The following is a 16,956-nucleotide window of genomic DNA, read 5'->3' on the forward strand; positions in this document are numbered from 1 at the left end:
GGCCCGGCCGCACGGGCGCCCCCCGTCGGCCCCGTACCCTTGTGCCGTGAGCAGCCCCACCCCCGACGCCCTGCTGGGCCCCGCCGACGTCCGTGAGCTGGCGGCAGCCCTCGGCGTACGCCCCACCAAACAGCGCGGCCAGAACTTCGTGATCGACGCCAACACGGTCCGCCGCATCGTCCGCACCGCAGACGTCCGCCCGGACGACGTGGTCGTCGAGGTCGGCCCGGGGCTCGGCTCCCTCACCCTGGCGTTGCTGGAGGCCGCCGACCGCGTGACCGCCGTCGAGATCGACGACGTACTCGCCGCGGCACTGCCCGCGACCGTCGCGGCCCGCATGCCCGAGCGCGCCGACCGGTTCGCCCTCGTCCACTCCGACGCGATGCACGTGACGGAGCTGCCGGGTCCCGCCCCCACGGCGCTGGTGGCGAACCTGCCGTACAACGTCGCCGTCCCCGTGCTGCTGCACATGCTCGACACCTTCCCGAGCATCGAGCGCACCCTCGTCATGGTGCAGGCCGAGGTCGCCGACCGGCTCGCGGCCCCGCCGGGCTCGAAGGTGTACGGCGTGCCGTCCGTGAAGGCCAACTGGTACGCCGAGGTCAAGCGGGCCGGCGCCATCGGCCGCAACGTCTTCTGGCCCGCGCCCAACGTCGACAGCGGGCTGGTGTCGCTGGTCCGGCGAACCGAGCCGATCAGGACGGGGGCCACGAAGCGTGAGGTCTTCGCCGTCGTCGACGCGGCGTTCGCCCAGCGGCGCAAGACCCTGCGGGCGGCGCTCGCCGGCTGGGCCGGGTCGGCGGCCGCCGCGGAGGCCGCCCTCGTCGCGGCCGGCGTCTCGCCGCAGGCACGCGGTGAGTCGCTCACCGTGGCGGAGTTCGCGCGTATCGCTGAGGCCGCGTCACAGCGGGAGACGACCCCCGCATCCCCGACACAGGAGTCCGGTCACCAGTGAGCGTCACCGTCCGCGTCCCGGCCAAGGTCAACGTCCAGCTCGCGGTGGGCGCCGCCCGGCCCGACGGCTTCCACGACCTGGCCAACGTCTTCCTGGCGGTCGGCCTGTACGACGAGGTCACGGTGACCCCGTCGCCGGAGGGGCTGCGGATCACCTGCGCGGGGACGGACGCCGGCCAGGTACCCCTGGACCGTACGAACCTGGCCGCCCGCGCCGCCCTCGCGCTCGCCGAGCGGTACGGCCGCAGTCCCGACGTGCACATCCACATCGCCAAGGACATCCCGGTCGCCGGGGGCATGGCGGGCGGCAGCGCGGACGGCGCGGGCGCGCTGGTGGCCTGCGACGCGCTGTGGGGCACCAACGCCTCCCGCGACGAACTGCTCGACATCTGCGCCGAACTGGGCAGTGACGTGCCGTTCAGCCTGGTGGGCGGGGCGGCGCTGGGCACCGGGCGGGGCGAGAAGCTCCAGGAGCTGGTGGTCGGCGGCACCTTCCGCTGGGTGTTCGCCATGGCCCACCGCGGACTGTCCACCCCGGCGGTCTTCCGCGAGTTCGACCGGCTGGGCGAGGGCACGGACATCCCCGAGCCCGTCGCCTCCGAGGAGCTGCTCGACGCACTGGCCAAGGGCGACGCCGACGCGCTCGCCGCGGCCGTCTCCAACGATCTCCAGCCCCCCGCGCTGTCCCTCTTCCCCGAGCTCGCCGGCACCCTCGCGACCGGGCGTGCCGCGGGCGCCCTCGCCGCGCTGGTCTCCGGTTCCGGGCCGACCACGGCGTTCCTCGTCCGGGACGAGGAGGCGGCCGCGGGGGTGGCGGACGCGCTGCGGGCGTCCGGCGCGTGCCGCGCGGTGCGGGTGGCTGCCGGGCCGGTGCCGGGGGCGGTTGTGCTGGGCCGTGTCTCCTAGGGGGCACGACACCCCCTGGGCGCCCGGGTCGCCGGACGGGCTGCATGTGCCGCGCGGGCCCGGTTTTGGGGACGTGAGCCGAATGAACTGAAAAAGCTTAAAAACTGAAAAAGGGGGGTTGCGCATGAGTGCTGCGCAGGAGAGTGCCGCGCGGGAGGCCGGGCAACTGGTCGCGGCCGTGCGACACGGTGACGCCGGGGCCGTGCGGGCCGTGCTGGACGCCGGGGCCGATCCGGAGACGGTCGACGAGGAGGAGGGCGTCCCGGTCCTGTGCCTGGCCGTGGCGGCGTACGACGAACCGGTCGCCGAGGCGCTGCTGGAGGCCCGGGCCGACCCGCTGCGGCGGCTGCCCGACGGGACCACACCGCTCCTGCGCGCGGTGGACGGCGGTTCGGTGGCCATGACCTGGACCCTCCTGCAACGCGGTCCGATCCCCTTCAGGGCACCCGCGCGCGAGGAGCTGATCGCGCGGGCCCGGCACTGGGTGAAGACCGGCGTGGAGGCGGAGCTGCGGCGCAGGACCGGCCTGCGTGGGCCGGCCCGGCGGACCCGGGCCTGGGACGGTCCCTCGTACAACGCCTATGAGCAGGTCGCGCTCGGCGGGCTGACCGCACGCGACGGCCACGCCGCGATTCTCACCGCCCTGGAGGAGCGCTACGGGGAGCGCACGCCCTTCGCGGAACTGGCCGCCCGCGCCCTGAACCACCCGGACCGGGACCACGCGGTGTGGTCCCAGGTGGTGTTCACACTCGGCTGCCGCGTCGACGAGGAGACCTGGACGGCCGCCGTGGACCTGAGCGCTCACCCCGACCGCCTGCACCGGCTCCTCGCGGCCGACCTGCTGCTGGGTCTGGTCCTGGGGGACATCCGCAAGGGACATGCCCCGTTCTGGGACCGGGCGCGGGAACTCGCGCCCTGGGCCGGGCGCGAGCAGGACCCGGAGGTGCTGGCCGTCGTCCTCCACGCGCTGACCCACGACAACGGCCCGGACATAGAAGCCGTCGGCCTGCCGCACCTGACGCATCCGGACGCGCGGGTGCGCGGCCTGGTGCCGGAAACCCTGGAGCTGTCCGAGGACGGGGACGTGGTCCGCCCCGACAGCCTGGCCGCGGTGCTCACACTGGTCCGTGACCCGGACCCCGACGTACGCGAACGGCTGGCCCGGTGGCTCGGGCACCTGCGCGTACCGGAGCCGGCGGTCGCCGACTCCGTACCGGAGCCGGCGGTCGCCGACTCGCTGATGGCGCTCGCCCGTGACGAGCGGCAGCGCGTCCGGGTCCGTGCGGTGAGCGGGCTGGCCCACCGTGACGATCCACGGTGCCTGGAGGCCAGGCTGTTCGTCGGCCCCGTGCACGCAGACGACCTGCGGGAGGAGCTGTGGGCGGTGTGGCGCTACCGGCTGCGTCAGCAGGAGCCCGGAGACGAAGGCTGAGCTCCGACTACCCTTGAGGGTCGATCGATCCCCCCGGGCAGGAGAGAAATGGCCGTCAACCTGGTCAATGTCGAGAACGTCAGCAAGGTGTACGGCACGCGTGCCCTGCTCGACGGTGTCTCGCTCGGCGTGTCCGAAGGGGACCGGATCGGTGTCGTCGGGCGCAACGGCGACGGCAAGACCACCCTCATCCGGATGCTGGCCAGGCAGGAGGAGGCCGACACCGGGCGGGTCACGCACTCCGGCGGGCTCCGGCTGGGCGTGCTCACCCAGCACGACTCCCTGGACCCGGGGGCGACCGTGCGGCACGAGGTCATCGGCGATCTGGCCGACCACGAGTGGGCCGGCAACGCCAAGATCCGCGATGTGCTGACCGGGCTTTTCGGCGGGCTCGACCTGCCCGGCTTCCCGAAGGGGCTCGACACCGTGATCGGGCCGCTGTCCGGTGGTGAGCGGCGCCGGATCGCGCTCGCCAAGCTGCTCATCGAGGAGCAGGACCTGCTCGTCCTCGACGAGCCCACCAACCACCTCGACGTCGAGGGCATCGCCTGGCTCGCCCAGCACCTGCGGGACCGGCGCTCGGCACTCGTGTGCGTCACGCACGACCGGTGGTTCCTCGACCAGGTCTGCACCCGCATGTGGGACGTGCAGCGCGGGACGGTGTACGAGTACGAGGGCGGCTACTCCGACTACGTCTTCGCACGGGCCGAACGCGAGCGCATCGCGGCCACGGAGGAGGTCAAGCGGCAGAACCTCGTCCGCAAGGAGCTGGCCTGGCTGCGGCGCGGTGCCCCCGCCCGTACGTCCAAGCCGCGCTTCCGGGTGGAGGCCGCCAACGAGCTGATCAAGGACGTCCCGCCGCCGCGCGACCGCAGCGAACTGATGAGGTTCGCCTCCTCGCGGCTCGGCAAGACGGTCTTCGACCTGGCGGACGTGACCATCCAGGCCGGGCCCAAGGTGCTGCTCAAGCACGTCACCTGGCAGCTCGGGCCCGGCGACCGCATCGGCCTGGTCGGCGTCAACGGCGCGGGCAAGACCTCCCTGCTGCGCGCCATGGCTCAGGCGGCCCGTACGGAGGGCGAGGCGCAGCCCGCGGGCGGACGGGTCGCCGTCGGCCGGACCGTGAAGCTGGCGTACCTGTCCCAGGAGGTCGCCGAACTGGACCCCAGCTGGCGGGTCCTGGAGGCCGTACAGCGGGTGCGCGAGCGGGTCGACCTCGGCAAGGGGCGCGAGCTGACCGCCGGGCAGCTGTGCGAGACCTTCGGCTTCGGCAAGGAGAAGCAGTGGACGCCGGTCGGTGACCTCTCCGGCGGTGAGCGGCGCCGGCTGCAGCTGCTGCGGCTGCTCATGGACGAACCCAACGTCCTCTTCCTCGACGAGCCCACCAACGACCTCGACATCGAGACCCTCACCCAGCTGGAGGACGTTCTCGACGGCTGGCCCGGCTCGATGATCGTCATCTCCCACGACCGGTTCTTCATCGAGCGCACCACCGACACCGTGTACGCCCTGCTCGGGGACGGCACGCTGCGGATGCTGCCGCGCGGCATCGACGAGTACCTGGAGCGGCGGCAGCGGATGGAGCAGCAGGCCGCCGCCGCGGCCGTCTCGGCTGCCGCGCCCGCGCCGGACAAGGCCGCGCCCGAGAAGAGCGCCGCCGAGCAGCGGGCCGCGAAGAAGGAACTCCAGAAGATCGAGCGGCACCTGGACCGGATCGCCGAGCAGGAGACCATGCTCCACGCCCAAATCGCCGAGAATGCCACCGACTTCGCGAAGGTTGCCCAACTCGACGCCGTACTGCGCGACTTGACGTCCGAGCGGGAGGAGCTGGAGATGCGCTGGCTGGAACTCGCGGAGGACGCATAGCAGTCGCGTGCCGCGCGCCACGGCTCACCCGCCCGGCGCGCGGTGGCGTGGCGCGCGCCGCGTGAAGGGGGAGTGAAGGCGCGTAACGAGGCCATCACGGGCCGGTTCTTCCTTGGGAACAGGGGCGGATCCGGCCCGTTCTGCTGTCGGTGGCCAGTGGTAGAAAGATCCGTCGGACAACTGTCTGAGTACGACTCTGGGTCCATCACGTACCTCAGGGCGTGGCTAAAAATCAGTGAATGAGGGGGAAGCGCGCTGATGGCTCAGCCGCCCAGTCAGCCGCCGCAGGGCGGCTTCGGAGCACCACAGGACCAGCCGCCGCAGCAGCCCGCCCGGCCGGGCGCATCCGAAGCTCCGGCGACCCCGCCCGCGCAGGGCGGTTTCGGCGCCCCCCAGGACCCGCGCGAGGCCCCGCCCACGCCCCAGCCGCCCCAGGCCCCGCCCGCCGGACCGCCGCAGCCCGGTTACGGCTACCCGCAGCAGCCCCAGCCGGGCTACGGCTACCCGCAGCAGCCCGGCCCCTACGCCCAGCCGGGCCCGTACGGCGCGCCCGCCGCACCCGGCCCCTACGGCCAGCCGCAGCAGCCCGGCCCGTACGGTCAGCAGCCCGGGTACGGGTACGGCTACCCGCAGCCGCAGTTCCCGGGCGCGCCCGGAACCCCGCCGCCCGGCGGCGCCTCCCGCAACCCCTTCAAGGGCAAGCCCGCGCTCGTCGTCTCGGCCGCGGTGGCGGCACTGCTGGTCGTCGGCGGCACCGTGTGGGCCGTGTCCGGCGGCGGCGACAAGAAGAAGCCCGTCGCCGAGCAGAGCGCCGCCACGGGCTCCGCCTCCGGCGACCCGGCCAACCCCGGTGACGGCAGCGGCGACGGCCGCAAGGACACCCAGGACCTCAACGCGGGCCGCAAGCCCGGCGAGGCGAAGGTGCTCTGGTACAAGGAGGCGCCCGACGCGCCCGGTTCCGGCGCCGACGCCCCCGGCATGTGGATCACCGACAAGACCGCGGTGAAGGCGGCGTACAAGCAGCTCCTCGCCTACAACGTCGGCGACGGCAACCCCACCTGGGCGCCTGTCACCTTCCCGCAGAAGATCTGCGCCGTCACCCGGCAGCAGTCCGCCGACGGCAAGGTCGTCGTGGCGTACATGAGCGGGACCAGCGACCGCGCCAAGTGCAACCACCTCCAGCAGATCGACCTGAACACCGGCAAGAAGGGCTGGAGCCTGGAGGTCCCCGAGGGCGAGCTGTTCGACAGCACGCTCAGCATCGAGCTGTCCCTCACCGGCAGGACGCTGATGGTGGGCCGCTCCCAGTCGGGCATCGCGTACGACGTCGACAGCGGGAAGAAGCTGTTCGAGAAGAAGCACTACGGCCAGGCCTGCTATCCGGCCGGGTTCGCGGGCGGCGCCCGGCTGATCTCCGTCTCGTGGTGCGACGCCAGCCAGGCGAACCAGCACGACGAGGTGCAGGAGCTCGACCCGGCCACCGGCAAGGTCAAGTGGACCAAGCAGATCCCCAAGGGCTGGACGGTCGAGCGCGCCTACTCCCTCGACCCGGTGATCCTGTACTCGACCAACGAGGACAAGAAGCACTGGAACATCTCGACCCTGAACACCGACGGCTCCATCCGCTCCCAGGTCGACTCCAAGGCCTCCTTCGACGCGAAGTGCGACTACGCCGTCCTCGACCGCGACCTCCAGGGCTGCCAGTACGTCGCCTCCGACGCCGGCACCCTCTACCTGCCCACCGAGGCCTCCAGCGGTCCCAACGAGATCGTCGCCGTCAACCTCGCCACCGGCAAGGAGAAGTGGCGCGTCAAGTCCCCTTCGGACACCTCGATGATGCCGATCAAGGTGGAGAACGGGAAGCTGATCGCCTACGTCCAGCCGTCGTACTCCGCGGGCGGCCGGATCGTCGCCGTACCGACGACCGGGGCGAGCCGTACGCCGGTGACGCTGCTGCAGAACCCGCAGGGCACCGCGCAGATCGAAGACGGCTTCTTCTCCAAGGACGTCGACTGGGTCGACGGGCGCTTCTACATCTCCACCACCCACCTGAACGGCAACGACAAGACGAAGGAGAAGTTGATGCTCGCCTTCGGCAAGTGAGGCGGCCCGGTCGCCCCGCCCGCTCCGGCCGGGCGGCCGCCGCTCAGGTGCCGTCCCGATCACCCGCCTTCTCCGCTCGCTCGTTCGTCTTCGTCCCCTTGAGGTGTACCCGTCATGACCCAGCCGCCCCCGCCGCCCCAGCAGCCGCCCCAGCAGGGCGGGTTCGGCCCGCCCCAGGACCAGCCGCCCCAGCCGCCCGCGCAGACCCCGCCCCCCGCGGACGCGCCGGACCTCACCAAGTCCCCTGCCCCGGCGCCGGGTTACGGCTACCCGCAGGCCCCGCAGGCCCCGCAGGCTGCGCAGGCCCCGCAGGCCCCGCAGGCTGCGCAAGCTCCGCAGGCCCCGCAGGCTGCGCAGGCCCCGCAGGCCCCGCAGGCTGCGCAGGCCCCGCAGGCCCCGCAGGCCCCGCAGGCCCCGCAGGCCCCGCAGGCTCCCCAGTCGCCGCAGGGTCTTCAGCAGCCCCAGCCCCCGCAGGGTTCCCCGCAGCCGCCTACGCCGCCGCAGGGCGCACCGCAGACTCCTCCGCCGCCACAGGGTGCCCCGCAGCCGCCTCCGCCGCCTCACGGCGCCCCGCAGACGCCTCCGCCGCCGGCCCCGCCGACCGGACCTCCGCAGCCCCAGCCCGGCTACGGCTATCCCCAGGCCCCGCAGCCGCCCCAGGGCCCCGCGCAGCCGCAGCCCGGTTACGGCTACCCCGGCCAGCAGCCGAACCCGTACGCCCCGCAGCCGGGCGCATACGCCGGACAGCCGGGCCCGTACGGCGCCCCGCAACCCGGTTACGGCTACCCGGGCCAGCCCTCGACGGTCCCGCTGCACCCCCAGGCCGCGCAGCCGGCCGGGGGCGGCCGGAAGGTCAACGCGCAGCTGGTGATCATCGTCGCGGCCGTCGTCGCGATCGCCCTGATCGTCGGCGGCGGCGTCTGGTACGCGAAGTCCTCCGGCGGCAGCGGCAAGAAGGACACCGCGAGCTCCAGCGGCGGCACCGGCGGCAAGAACCCCGACGGCGGTGACGGCGGTACGGGCGGTACCTCCTCGGGCGGCAAGGAGAAGGTGCCGGCGAACGCCGCGGCCAAGGTCCTCTACCAGGTGCCGATGCCCGCCGTGAGCGACACGATCGTCACCTCCGGCTCCTGGCTGACCGACAAGGTGTACGCCAAGAGCGGGGTCGCCGAGATCGCCGGCTACGACCGCGACAAGGGCACCAGGCTGTGGTCGATCAAGCTGCCCGGGCCGGTGTGCCAGGCCAGCCGTCAGACCTCGGCGGACGGCCGGACCGCGATCGTCTACGAGCCCGCCATGCCGACCAAGGCCAAGCCGTCCCACGGCTGCAGCCAGGTCGCCGCGATCGACCTCGACGGCGGCAAGAAGCTGTGGACGCAGACCGTCAAGAGCGGCGACCAGCTGGTCAGCCTCGACAACGTCACGGTAAGCGGCAGCACGGTCGCCGTGGGCAGCACCAGTGGCGGTGCCGCCTTCGACATCCCCACCGGCAAGGTCCTGTGGGCCCCGAAGCCGTCCGACACCTGCTACGACGCCGGTTACGGCGGCGGCGACAAGCTGGTGGCGGTGCGCAAGTGCGGCTCCTACGACCAGCGTCAGCTGCACATCCAGACCATCGACCCGAAGTCCGGGAAGGTGATCTCGGAGTACAAGATGTCGGCCGGTATCGAGTACGCGGCCGTCGTGTCGACCAACCCGCTGGTCGTGGCGGCCGACGTCGGTGACAGCGCCGGCGACGGCAGCGGCATCTCCGACTTCTTCTCCATCGACAACAAGACCGGCCGGCTGCGCGCCCACATCTCGGCGCCGGGCGACAAGTACGCCGCACGCTGCGACGGCATCAGCAGGGTCGAGCTGTGCACCGGGCTCGCGGTCGGCAACGACAGGCTGTACGTGCCGACCGAGGAGCACGACGGCTCCGGCGAGTACAGCAAGACCAACGAGGTCGTCGCCTTCGACCTGGCCACGGGCAGGCAGACCGGCCAGCGCGCGGACGCGGGCGACGGCTACATGATCTACCCGCTGCGCATGGACGGCAGCAACGTCATCGCCTACAAGCGCCCGCCCTACGACAAGGGCGGCCAGATCGTGAGCATCGACGGCAGCACCTTCAAGGAGACCAAGCTGCTCGAGAACCCGTCCACCGAGGTGGTGCGGAACGCGGAGACCAGCATGTCCCCGGACTACGCGGAGATCCTCTACGCGCAGGGCCACCTGTACATGTCGGAGGTGTTCGCCCACAAGTCCACCTCGTCGTCCGACAAGGAGTACCTGCTGCTGGCCTTCGGCACGGTCGGCTGAGCCCGCCCTGCGGCCGCACCGCCACGGCCCCGCCCCCGCTCGGGGGCGGGGCCGTGCGCGTTACCGCTCATCACCCTCGAATGCGAGCAATGCCAGAAAGTCCGTCGATCCGGGGCACTTCTCGCCGGTAGGGGCAGCGCAACGTCGAACAAGCGTGTAGCTTCCGGGGGCATGAAGGGCGGGTGTGCCGGGGGGCCACCGGCCCGTTGGGGGGCTGTCCGTGGGATCCAGTGGGCATCCATAGTGGGCATCCGTTGGGGGGACTGGGGGGTTGCTCGATGGGAGTGCGGCTCATGGTGGTCGACGACCACCGACTGCTCGCCGAGGCGCTGGCCTCGGCGTTGAAGCTGCGGGGGCACCGGGTGCTGGCCGCGGCGGCGCCGGCCGCGGGTGCGGCGGATCTGGTGATCAGCCGTGCGCCGGAGGTGTGCCTGCTGGGCACGGCGACACCGGCCGAGCCGGGGGCGTTCGACCCGGTGGCGAAGATCAAGCGGGAGCGGCCGCAGGTCGCGGTGGTGGTGCTGGGGCCGGTTCCGTCGCCGCGGGGCATCGCGGCGGCGTTCGCCGCCGGTGCCTCCGGATACGTACGCCATGACGAGCGCATAGAAGGGGTCGAGCGCGCGATCATGAAGGCCAGGGCCGGGGAGGCGGCGGTGGCGCCCCAGCTGCTCCAGGGTGCCTTCGGTGAGCTCCTCAACCCGGCGGCCCAGCCGGACGACGAGGGACAGCGCCTGCTGGAGATGCTGACCCCGCGTGAGGTGGAGGTCCTGGTCCGGGTCGCGGAGGGGGAGGACACCCGGCTGATCGCGGCCGGCATGGGCATAGCGCCCAGCACGGCCCGTACGCACGTACAGCGCGTGCTGATGAAACTGGGCGTCGGCTCCCGCCTGGAGGCGGCGGCCCTGGCGGCCCGCACCGGCCTGCTGGACCGCGCGGGCCCCCTCCCGCATCCCACCTCACCGGACCCGGAAACGGAGCCGAAGGCATAGACCTCCGGACCCGGAAACGGAGCCGAAGGCATTGACCTCCGGACCCGGAAACGGAGCCGAAGGCATTGACCTCCGGACCCGGAAACGGAGCCGAAGGCGGACCCGGAAACGGTGCCGAAGGCATGGGCTTCCGGATCCGGAAACGGAGCCGAAGGCGGACCCGGAAGCGGAGGCGATGGCATGGGCTTCCGGATCCGGAAACGGAGCCGAAGGCGGACCCGGAAGCGGAGGCGATGGCTTGTGCCTCCGGACCCGGACCCGGAGGCGACGGCATGGGCCTCCGGCCCCGCGGACCCGGAGGCCCATGTCTTCGGCCGCTGGCCCCGCGGACCCGGAAGCGGAGGCGATGGCTTGTGCCTCCGGACCCGGACCCGGAGGCGACGGCATGGGCCCCTGGCCCCGCGGACCCGGAGGCGACGGCATGGGCCCCTGGCCCCGCGGACCCGGAGGCCCATGTCTTCGGCCGCTGGCCCGAGGCGCATGCCATCGGCTCACTGCTTGGGCTCGTCCTCCGGCGGTGGGGGCGTCGTCGGCACGGCCGGCCGCAGCTTCAGCCACACCAGGAAGAACACACCGAGCAGCAGCATCCCGATCCCGGTCCACAGGTTGATGTTGACGCCCTGTGCCTTCTCGATGGCGGCCGGAGAGTCGGTGATCCCCACGATCGTGACGATGATCCCGTACACCACGAACAGGCCGCCGATGATGCGCCGCAGGTCGAAGATCCGTGCGGCGGTCGCCGACTTGCCCTCCAGCTCGGTGACTTCCCGCTGGACGTCCTTCTCGGAAAACCCGGAGTACCCGGACTGATCAGTCATGGTTTCTCAATCCTCCCGCGTCAGAGCGAGAACGGGATGTAGCAGATGGCGGCGAGGACGACGGCGCCCCAGCCGAGCAGCGCCGGCCGGCGGTACCAGGCCTCGTCACCGGGCGCGGGCGGCTCGGCCATACCGGGCGAGCGGGTGCCGTAGACCAGGCCCTGCAGCTCGTCGTCCGGCTTCGGCGAGGTGACCAGCGAGACGGCGAACATGACCACCGCACCGGCCACGAAGGCGACGATCGCGGAGACGAAGTTGGCGCCCTGGTCGGTTGGGATGCGGACGATGCCCTGCTTGTAGAGGACGAAGTAGTTCACCATCGCCGCCGTCGTGCCGGCGAGCAGGCCCCAGAAGCCGGCCTTCATGGACGCGCGCCGCCAGAACATGCCGATGATGAAGACCACGAACATCGGCACGTTGAAGAAGGAGAACAGCGTCTGCAGGTAGGCCATGATGTTCGAGAACGACGAGGCCAGGAAGGCCGTGCCGATCGAGGCGAGGACCCCGATCGCGGTGATGATCCGGCCGAACCGCACGTAGTACTCGTCCTCGCGGTGCCGGACCACGTACTTGGACCAGATGTCGTTGGTGAACACGGTGTTGAAGGACGACACGTTGGCCGCCATACCGGCCATGAAGGCGGCGAGCAGACCGGTCACCGCGATGCCGAGCACGCCGTTGGGCAGCAGCTCCTGCATCAGGTAGGGGATCGCGTCGTTGTACTGCAGGCCCGAGCCGGGGGTGCCGATCTTCGGCACCAGGGCGGCGGCCACCAGACCCGGGATCATCACCAGGAAGACGATGAAGATCTTCGGGTAGGCGGCGATGAGCGGGGTGCGCTGGGCCGCGGAGAGGTTCCTCGCCGACAGCGCGCGCTGGACCTCGGCGAAGTTGGTCGTCCAGTAGCCGAAGGACAGTACGAAGCCGAGGCCGAGGACGATGGTCAGCCAGTTGGCGCCCAGCGGGTTGGTGTCCCCGATGCCGGTGCCGCCCCAGGCGGTGACGAAGTTCGCCCCGTGCGTCGCGGTGAGCTTGTGGGTCAGGCCGTCCCAGCCGCCGACCTTCCGCAGGCTGAGCGCGACGAGCGGGATGAGGGCGGCGAGAATCACGAAGAACTGCAGCACCTCGTTGTAGATCGCGGACGACAGACCGCCGAGGGTGATGTAGGCGAGCACGAAGGCCCCGGCGACCACGATCGCCACCCATTGCGGCCAGCCCAGCAGCGCCTCAACGACGATCGCGAGGGCGTACAGGTTCACGCCGGAGATCAGGATGGCGGCGAAGGCGAACAGGATCGAACTGAGCAGGTGCGCCCCCCGGTCGAAGCGGAGCAGCAGGAACTCGGGGACCGACCGGACCTTGGAGCCGTAGTAGAAGGGCATCATCACCAGGCCCAGGAAGACCATGGCCGGGATCGCGCCGATCCAGTACCAGTGCACGGTGTAGGCGCCGTACTGGGCACTGTTGGCGGCCATGCCCAGGATCTCGGTGGCGGCGAGGTTGGCCGAGATGAACGCCAGACCGGTGATCCAGGCGGGCAGTGAGCGCCCGGAGAGGAAGAAGTCGAGGCTGGTCTTCACCGAGCGGCGGGCGGCGAAGCCGATGCCCAGGACCACGACGAAGTAGATCCCGAGGATCGTGTAGTCGATCCCGTTGGTCGGCAGCCGTAGCCCCGCTGCCAGGTACGTGGGGGTGTGCATGAGAACTCGCTTCGTTGCGCGAACTGATCCAGCGGCGAACCTACGCCTCGGCGTTCAGTATTTGAACACATTTGATGGTCGGCTTTGTTGGATTGTGATGTGCTCGTCCGATGATTGGTTGTGACGTGTTATGTTTGATTGTGTTGAGTGATTGGGTGCGGGCATAGGGAGTCCGGAGTGAAGAAGACCTCGACCCGGCTGGCCGACGGTCGTGAGCTCATCTACTACGACCTGCGCGACGACACCGTGCGCGGGTCGGTCGACCGGCGCCCACTGGAGCCGACCCTCACCACGTCCGAGATCCGCCGGGACGCGCTGCTCGGTGACGTGGTCGCCGTCGCCTCCCATCGCCAGGGCCGCACCTACCACCCGCCGGCCGACGAGTGCCCCCTGTGCCCCTCGCAGGGCGGCCGACCGACCGAGATCCCGGACTCGTCCTACGACGTGGTGGTCTTCGAGAACCGCTTCCCGTCCCTGGCCGGCGACTCTGGCCGCTGCGAGGTCGTCTGCTTCACCTCCGCGCACGACGCGTCCTTCGCCGACCTGACCGAGGAGCAGGCGCGACTGGTCCTGGAGGCCTGGACGGACCGGACGTCGGAGCTGTCCCATCTGCCCTCCGTCGAGCAGGTCTTCTGTTTCGAGAACCGCGGGGCCGAGATCGGCGTGACGCTGGGGCATCCCCACGGTCAGATCTACGCCTACCCCTTCACCACTCCCCGCACCGCGCTGATGCTGCGCTCGCTGGCGGCCCACCGCGAGGCCACCGGTGGGGAGAACCTCTTCGACGCGGTCCTCGAGCGGGAACTCGCCGACAAGCGGGTCGTCCTTGAGGGTGAACACTGGGCGGCCTTCGTGCCGTACGCGGCCCACTGGCCCTACGAGGTCCACCTGTACCCCAAGCGCCGGGTGCCGGACCTGCTCGCGCTGGAGGAGGCGGCGCGCGCGGAGTTCCCCGCCGTCTATCTGGAACTCTTGAGGCGCTTCGACCGGATCTTCGACCATGGTGAGTCTCCGACGCCGTACATCGCCGCCTGGCACCAGGCGCCGTTCGGCCGGCTGGAGGGGTTCGACGGTGTGACGCGCGACGACTTCGCGCTGCACCTTGAGCTTTTCACCATCCGCCGCACTTCCGGCAAGCTGAAATTCCTCGCGGGTTCCGAGTCCGGCATGAGCGTGTTCATCAACGACGTGCCGCCGGAGCGCGCGGCCGAGCGACTGCGAGAGGTAGCGAGTTGATGAGCGGTAAGTACCTGGTGACGGGCGGCGCGGGCTACGTCGGCAGCGTGGTGAGCCGGCACCTGCTGGAGGCCGGTCACGAAGTCACGGTGCTGGACAACCTCTCCACCGGCTTCCGCGAGGGCGTCCCGGCCGGTGCCGCCTTCGTCGAGGGGGACATCCGGGATGCCGCCAAATGGCTGGACTCCTCCTACGACGGCGTCCTGCACTTCGCCGCCTTCTCCCAGGTCGGCGAGTCGGTCGCCAAGCCGGAGAAGTACTGGGACAACAACGTCGGCGGCACCATGGCGCTGCTGGCCGCCATGCGCGAGGCGGGCGTGCGCAGGCTGGTCTTCTCCTCCACGGCGGCGACGTACGGCGAGCCCGAGCGGGTGCCGATCGTGGAGAGCGCGCCGACCAGGCCCACCAACCCCTACGGCGCCTCCAAGCTCGCCGTCGACCACATGATCACCGGCGAGGCCGCGGCGCACGGCCTGGGCGCGGTCTCCCTGCGCTACTTCAACGTGGCCGGCGCCTACGGCGCGTACGGCGAGCGGCACCACCCCGAGTCGCACCTCATCCCCCTGGTGCTCCAGGTCGCGCAGGGCCGCCGCGACGCGATCTCCGTCTTCGGCGACGACTACCCGACGCCGGACGGCACCTGCGTCCGCGACTACATCCACGTCGCCGACCTCGCCGAGGCCCACCTGCTGGCCCTGACGGCAGCTCGGCCCGGCGAGCACCTGATCTGCAACCTCGGCAACGGCAACGGCTTCTCCGTCCGCGAGGTCGTCGAGACCGTCCGCAAGGTCACCGGCCACCCGATCCCGGAGGTCGTGGCCCCGCGCCGCGGCGGCGACCCGGCGGTGCTGGTCGCCTCGGCCGGGGCGGCCCGGGAGAAGCTCGGCTGGAATCCGTCCCGCGCGGACCTCGCGGGTATCGTCGCCGACGCCTGGGAGTTCGCCCAGCACATCGCAAGGGAGCAGTAGTGGGGCCACAGCGGGTCCGGGAAGGCTTCGTCGAGCTGTACGGAGCCGAACCGGAGGGAGTGTGGGCAGCGCCGGGCCGGGTCAACCTGATCGGCGAGCACACCGACTACAACGACGGCTTCGTGATGCCGTTCGCGCTGCCGCACGTCACCGTGGCCGCCCTCGCGCGGCGCACCGACGGCCTGCTGCGACTGCACTCCGCGGACATCGACGACGGGGCGGGAAAGCCCGTCGAACTGCGCGTCGAGGAACTGACCCCCGAGTCCGGCGACGGCTGGACTGCCTACCCGGCGGGCGTGGTGTGGGCGCTGCGCGCGGCCGGCCACGCGGTGACCGGCGCGGACGTGCACCTGGCGTCGACCGTCCCGGCCGGGGCCGGCCTGTCGTCGTCGGCGGCACTGGAGGTCGTCGTCGCCCTGGCACTGAACGACCTGTTCGAGCTCGGCCTCAGGGGCTGGCAACTGGCCCGCCTGTGCCAGCGCGCCGAGAACATCTACGTCGGCGCCCCCACGGGCATCATGGACCAGACGGCGTCGGCCTGCTGCGAGGCCGGTCACGCCCTCTTCCTCGACACCCGCGACCTGTCCCAGCGCCAGATCCCCTTCGACCTGGTGTCGCAGGGAATGCGGCTGCTGGTCGTCGACACCCGCGTCAAGCACGCCCACAGCGACGGCGAGTACGGCAAGCGCCGGGCCGGCTGCGAGAAGGGCGCCGCCCTGCTGGGCGTGGACGCGCTGCGGGACATCCCCTACGACGAACTGGACGCGGCGCTCGGCAGGCTCGGCGACGAGGCGGAGGTGCGCCGCCTGGTGCGCCACATCGTCACCGAGAACCACCGGGTCGAGCGGGTGGTGTCCCTGCTGCGGGCGGGCGACGCCCGGGCCATCGGGCCGGTCCTGACCGAGGGGCACATCTCGCTGCGGGACGACTTCCGCATCTCCTGCCCGGAGCTGGACCTGGTCGTCGACACCGCGAACGCCTCGGGCGCGCTGGGCGCCCGCATGACCGGCGGAGGCTTCGGCGGCTCGGCGATCGTGCTGGCCGAGGAGGCCGGTGTGCCCTCCCTCACCAAGGCGATCGAGGATGCCTTCGCCGCGGCGGGCTTCACAGCCCCCCGGGTGTTCGAGGCGGTGCCGTCGGCGGGTGCGCGCCGGCTCAGCCGAGCGGCTTGATCAGGGTGTACTCGGTGATCCCCGGCGGATAGTCGGGGATCGCGCACACCACCTTGTAGCCGTGTCTGCGGTAGAACTCCGGTGCCTGGAAGTCCCAGGTCTCCAGGCGTGCGCCCCGGCAGCCGCGGTCGGCGCGGGCCAGCCGCTCCGCAAGGGCCAGCAGCCGGGAGCCCAGGCCCGCGCCCCGGTGCCGTTCGTCGACCCACAGGTAGGTCACATGCAGCCAGGTCGTCCAGGTGTGGCCCACCAGACCGCCCACGAGGCCGCCCGCGTCGTCCAACGCCCAGACGTGGAGCGGAAGTTCACGTTCGGCGGGGGTTCCGCGCAGCGCGGCGAGTACCGGCGAGGCCACCGAGTTCGTGTCGCGGAGGCGGGAGCGGAGCAGATCGCACCGCTCTTTGTCTACTTCTGCCTCAATACGAAACATGCGGCACACCCTAAACGCGCTGGACGGCCAGTTCTGCGAATTGCCTTCCGCTCCTGCCCCCCGTCCGTACTCTGAGGAGCAGTA

General features: G+C 71.5%; 13 protein-coding genes. 10 read left to right on the forward strand and 3 right to left on the reverse strand.

Annotation, left to right across the window (positions count from 1 at the left end):
- The first annotated feature begins 46 nt into the window (after window positions 1–46).
- The 7 genes from rsmA (at window position 47) to AB0A61_RS12535 (ending at window position 10,551) form a co-directional block, all read left to right on the forward strand.
- Entirely contained in the window at window positions 47–955 is a 909-nt protein-coding gene (rsmA, locus tag AB0A61_RS12505) for a 16S rRNA (adenine(1518)-N(6)/adenine(1519)-N(6))-dimethyltransferase RsmA (protein WP_361290319.1), read from the forward strand.
- The gene (locus tag AB0A61_RS12510) at window positions 952–1,860 is read left to right on the forward strand and encodes a 4-(cytidine 5'-diphospho)-2-C-methyl-D-erythritol kinase (protein WP_361290322.1); all 909 of its coding nucleotides are present in this window, start codon (window positions 952–954) and stop codon (window positions 1,858–1,860) included. Before rsmA ends, AB0A61_RS12510 begins: the two co-directional genes overlap by 4 nt.
- A gap of 124 nt (window positions 1,861–1,984) precedes the next feature.
- Window positions 1,985–3,292, forward strand: coding sequence for a hypothetical protein (locus AB0A61_RS12515; protein ID WP_361290324.1), 1,308 nt, complete (start codon window positions 1,985–1,987; stop codon window positions 3,290–3,292).
- 48 nt (window positions 3,293–3,340) lie between these two features.
- Window positions 3,341–5,158 carry an ABC-F family ATP-binding cassette domain-containing protein gene (locus AB0A61_RS12520; protein WP_361290327.1) on the forward strand — a complete coding sequence of 606 codons (1,818 nt, stop codon included), beginning with the start codon at window positions 3,341–3,343 and terminating at the stop codon, window positions 5,156–5,158.
- Between the two features lie 258 nt (window positions 5,159–5,416).
- Window positions 5,417–7,261 carry a PQQ-binding-like beta-propeller repeat protein gene (locus AB0A61_RS12525; protein ID WP_361290329.1) on the forward strand — a complete coding sequence of 615 codons (1,845 nt, stop codon included), beginning with the start codon at window positions 5,417–5,419 and terminating at the stop codon, window positions 7,259–7,261.
- A 114-nt stretch (window positions 7,262–7,375) separates the two neighbouring features.
- A complete protein-coding gene (locus tag AB0A61_RS12530; RefSeq protein ID WP_361290332.1) occupies window positions 7,376–9,562 on the forward strand; it encodes a PQQ-binding-like beta-propeller repeat protein in 2,187 nt (728 codons plus the stop codon).
- Window positions 9,563–9,840: 278 nt separating this feature from the next.
- Window positions 9,841–10,551 carry a response regulator transcription factor gene (locus AB0A61_RS12535; RefSeq protein ID WP_361290335.1) on the forward strand — a complete coding sequence of 237 codons (711 nt, stop codon included), beginning with the start codon at window positions 9,841–9,843 and terminating at the stop codon, window positions 10,549–10,551.
- A 491-nt stretch (window positions 10,552–11,042) separates the two neighbouring features.
- On the opposite strand, the gene AB0A61_RS12540 is transcribed toward AB0A61_RS12535, so the two are convergent.
- Together AB0A61_RS12540 and AB0A61_RS12545 are read right to left on the reverse strand one after the other, a co-directional pair.
- Window positions 11,043–11,369 carry a hypothetical protein gene (locus AB0A61_RS12540; protein ID WP_361290338.1) on the reverse strand — a complete coding sequence of 109 codons (327 nt, stop codon included), beginning with the start codon at window positions 11,367–11,369 and terminating at the stop codon, window positions 11,043–11,045.
- Window positions 11,370–11,389: 20 nt separating this feature from the next.
- Window positions 11,390–13,069 carry a sodium:solute symporter family protein gene (locus AB0A61_RS12545; protein ID WP_361290341.1) on the reverse strand — a complete coding sequence of 560 codons (1,680 nt, stop codon included), beginning with the start codon at window positions 13,067–13,069 and terminating at the stop codon, window positions 11,390–11,392.
- A 177-nt stretch (window positions 13,070–13,246) separates the two neighbouring features.
- On the opposite strand from AB0A61_RS12545, the gene galT reads away from it, so the two are divergent.
- The 3 genes from galT to galK are packed head-to-tail and all read left to right on the forward strand — an operon-like array spanning window position 13,247 to window position 16,445.
- Complete coding sequence (gene galT / locus AB0A61_RS12550) at window positions 13,247–14,305, forward strand: galactose-1-phosphate uridylyltransferase (protein WP_361290344.1); 1,059 nt, start codon at window positions 13,247–13,249, stop codon at window positions 14,303–14,305.
- On the forward strand, window positions 14,305–15,273 hold the full coding sequence (galE, locus tag AB0A61_RS12555) for a UDP-glucose 4-epimerase GalE (protein ID WP_361290346.1): 969 nt from the start codon (window positions 14,305–14,307) through the stop codon (window positions 15,271–15,273). The genes galT and galE overlap by 1 nt, the downstream gene beginning before the upstream one ends.
- The gene (gene galK, locus AB0A61_RS12560) at window positions 15,273–16,445 is read left to right on the forward strand and encodes a galactokinase (protein WP_361290349.1); all 1,173 of its coding nucleotides are present in this window, start codon (window positions 15,273–15,275) and stop codon (window positions 16,443–16,445) included. The genes galE and galK overlap by 1 nt, the downstream gene beginning before the upstream one ends.
- Here the strand turns inward: galK and AB0A61_RS12565 are convergent.
- Complete coding sequence (locus tag AB0A61_RS12565; RefSeq protein WP_361290352.1) at window positions 16,429–16,872, reverse strand: N-acetyltransferase; 444 nt, start codon at window positions 16,870–16,872, stop codon at window positions 16,429–16,431. The two genes, galK and AB0A61_RS12565, sit on opposite strands and share 17 nt — an antisense overlap.
- Between the last annotated feature and the right edge of the window lie 84 nt (window positions 16,873–16,956).

It is taken from the genome of Streptomyces sp. NPDC046197 (assembly GCF_040646295.1).
Classification (GTDB): domain Bacteria; phylum Actinomycetota; class Actinomycetes; order Streptomycetales; family Streptomycetaceae; genus Streptomyces.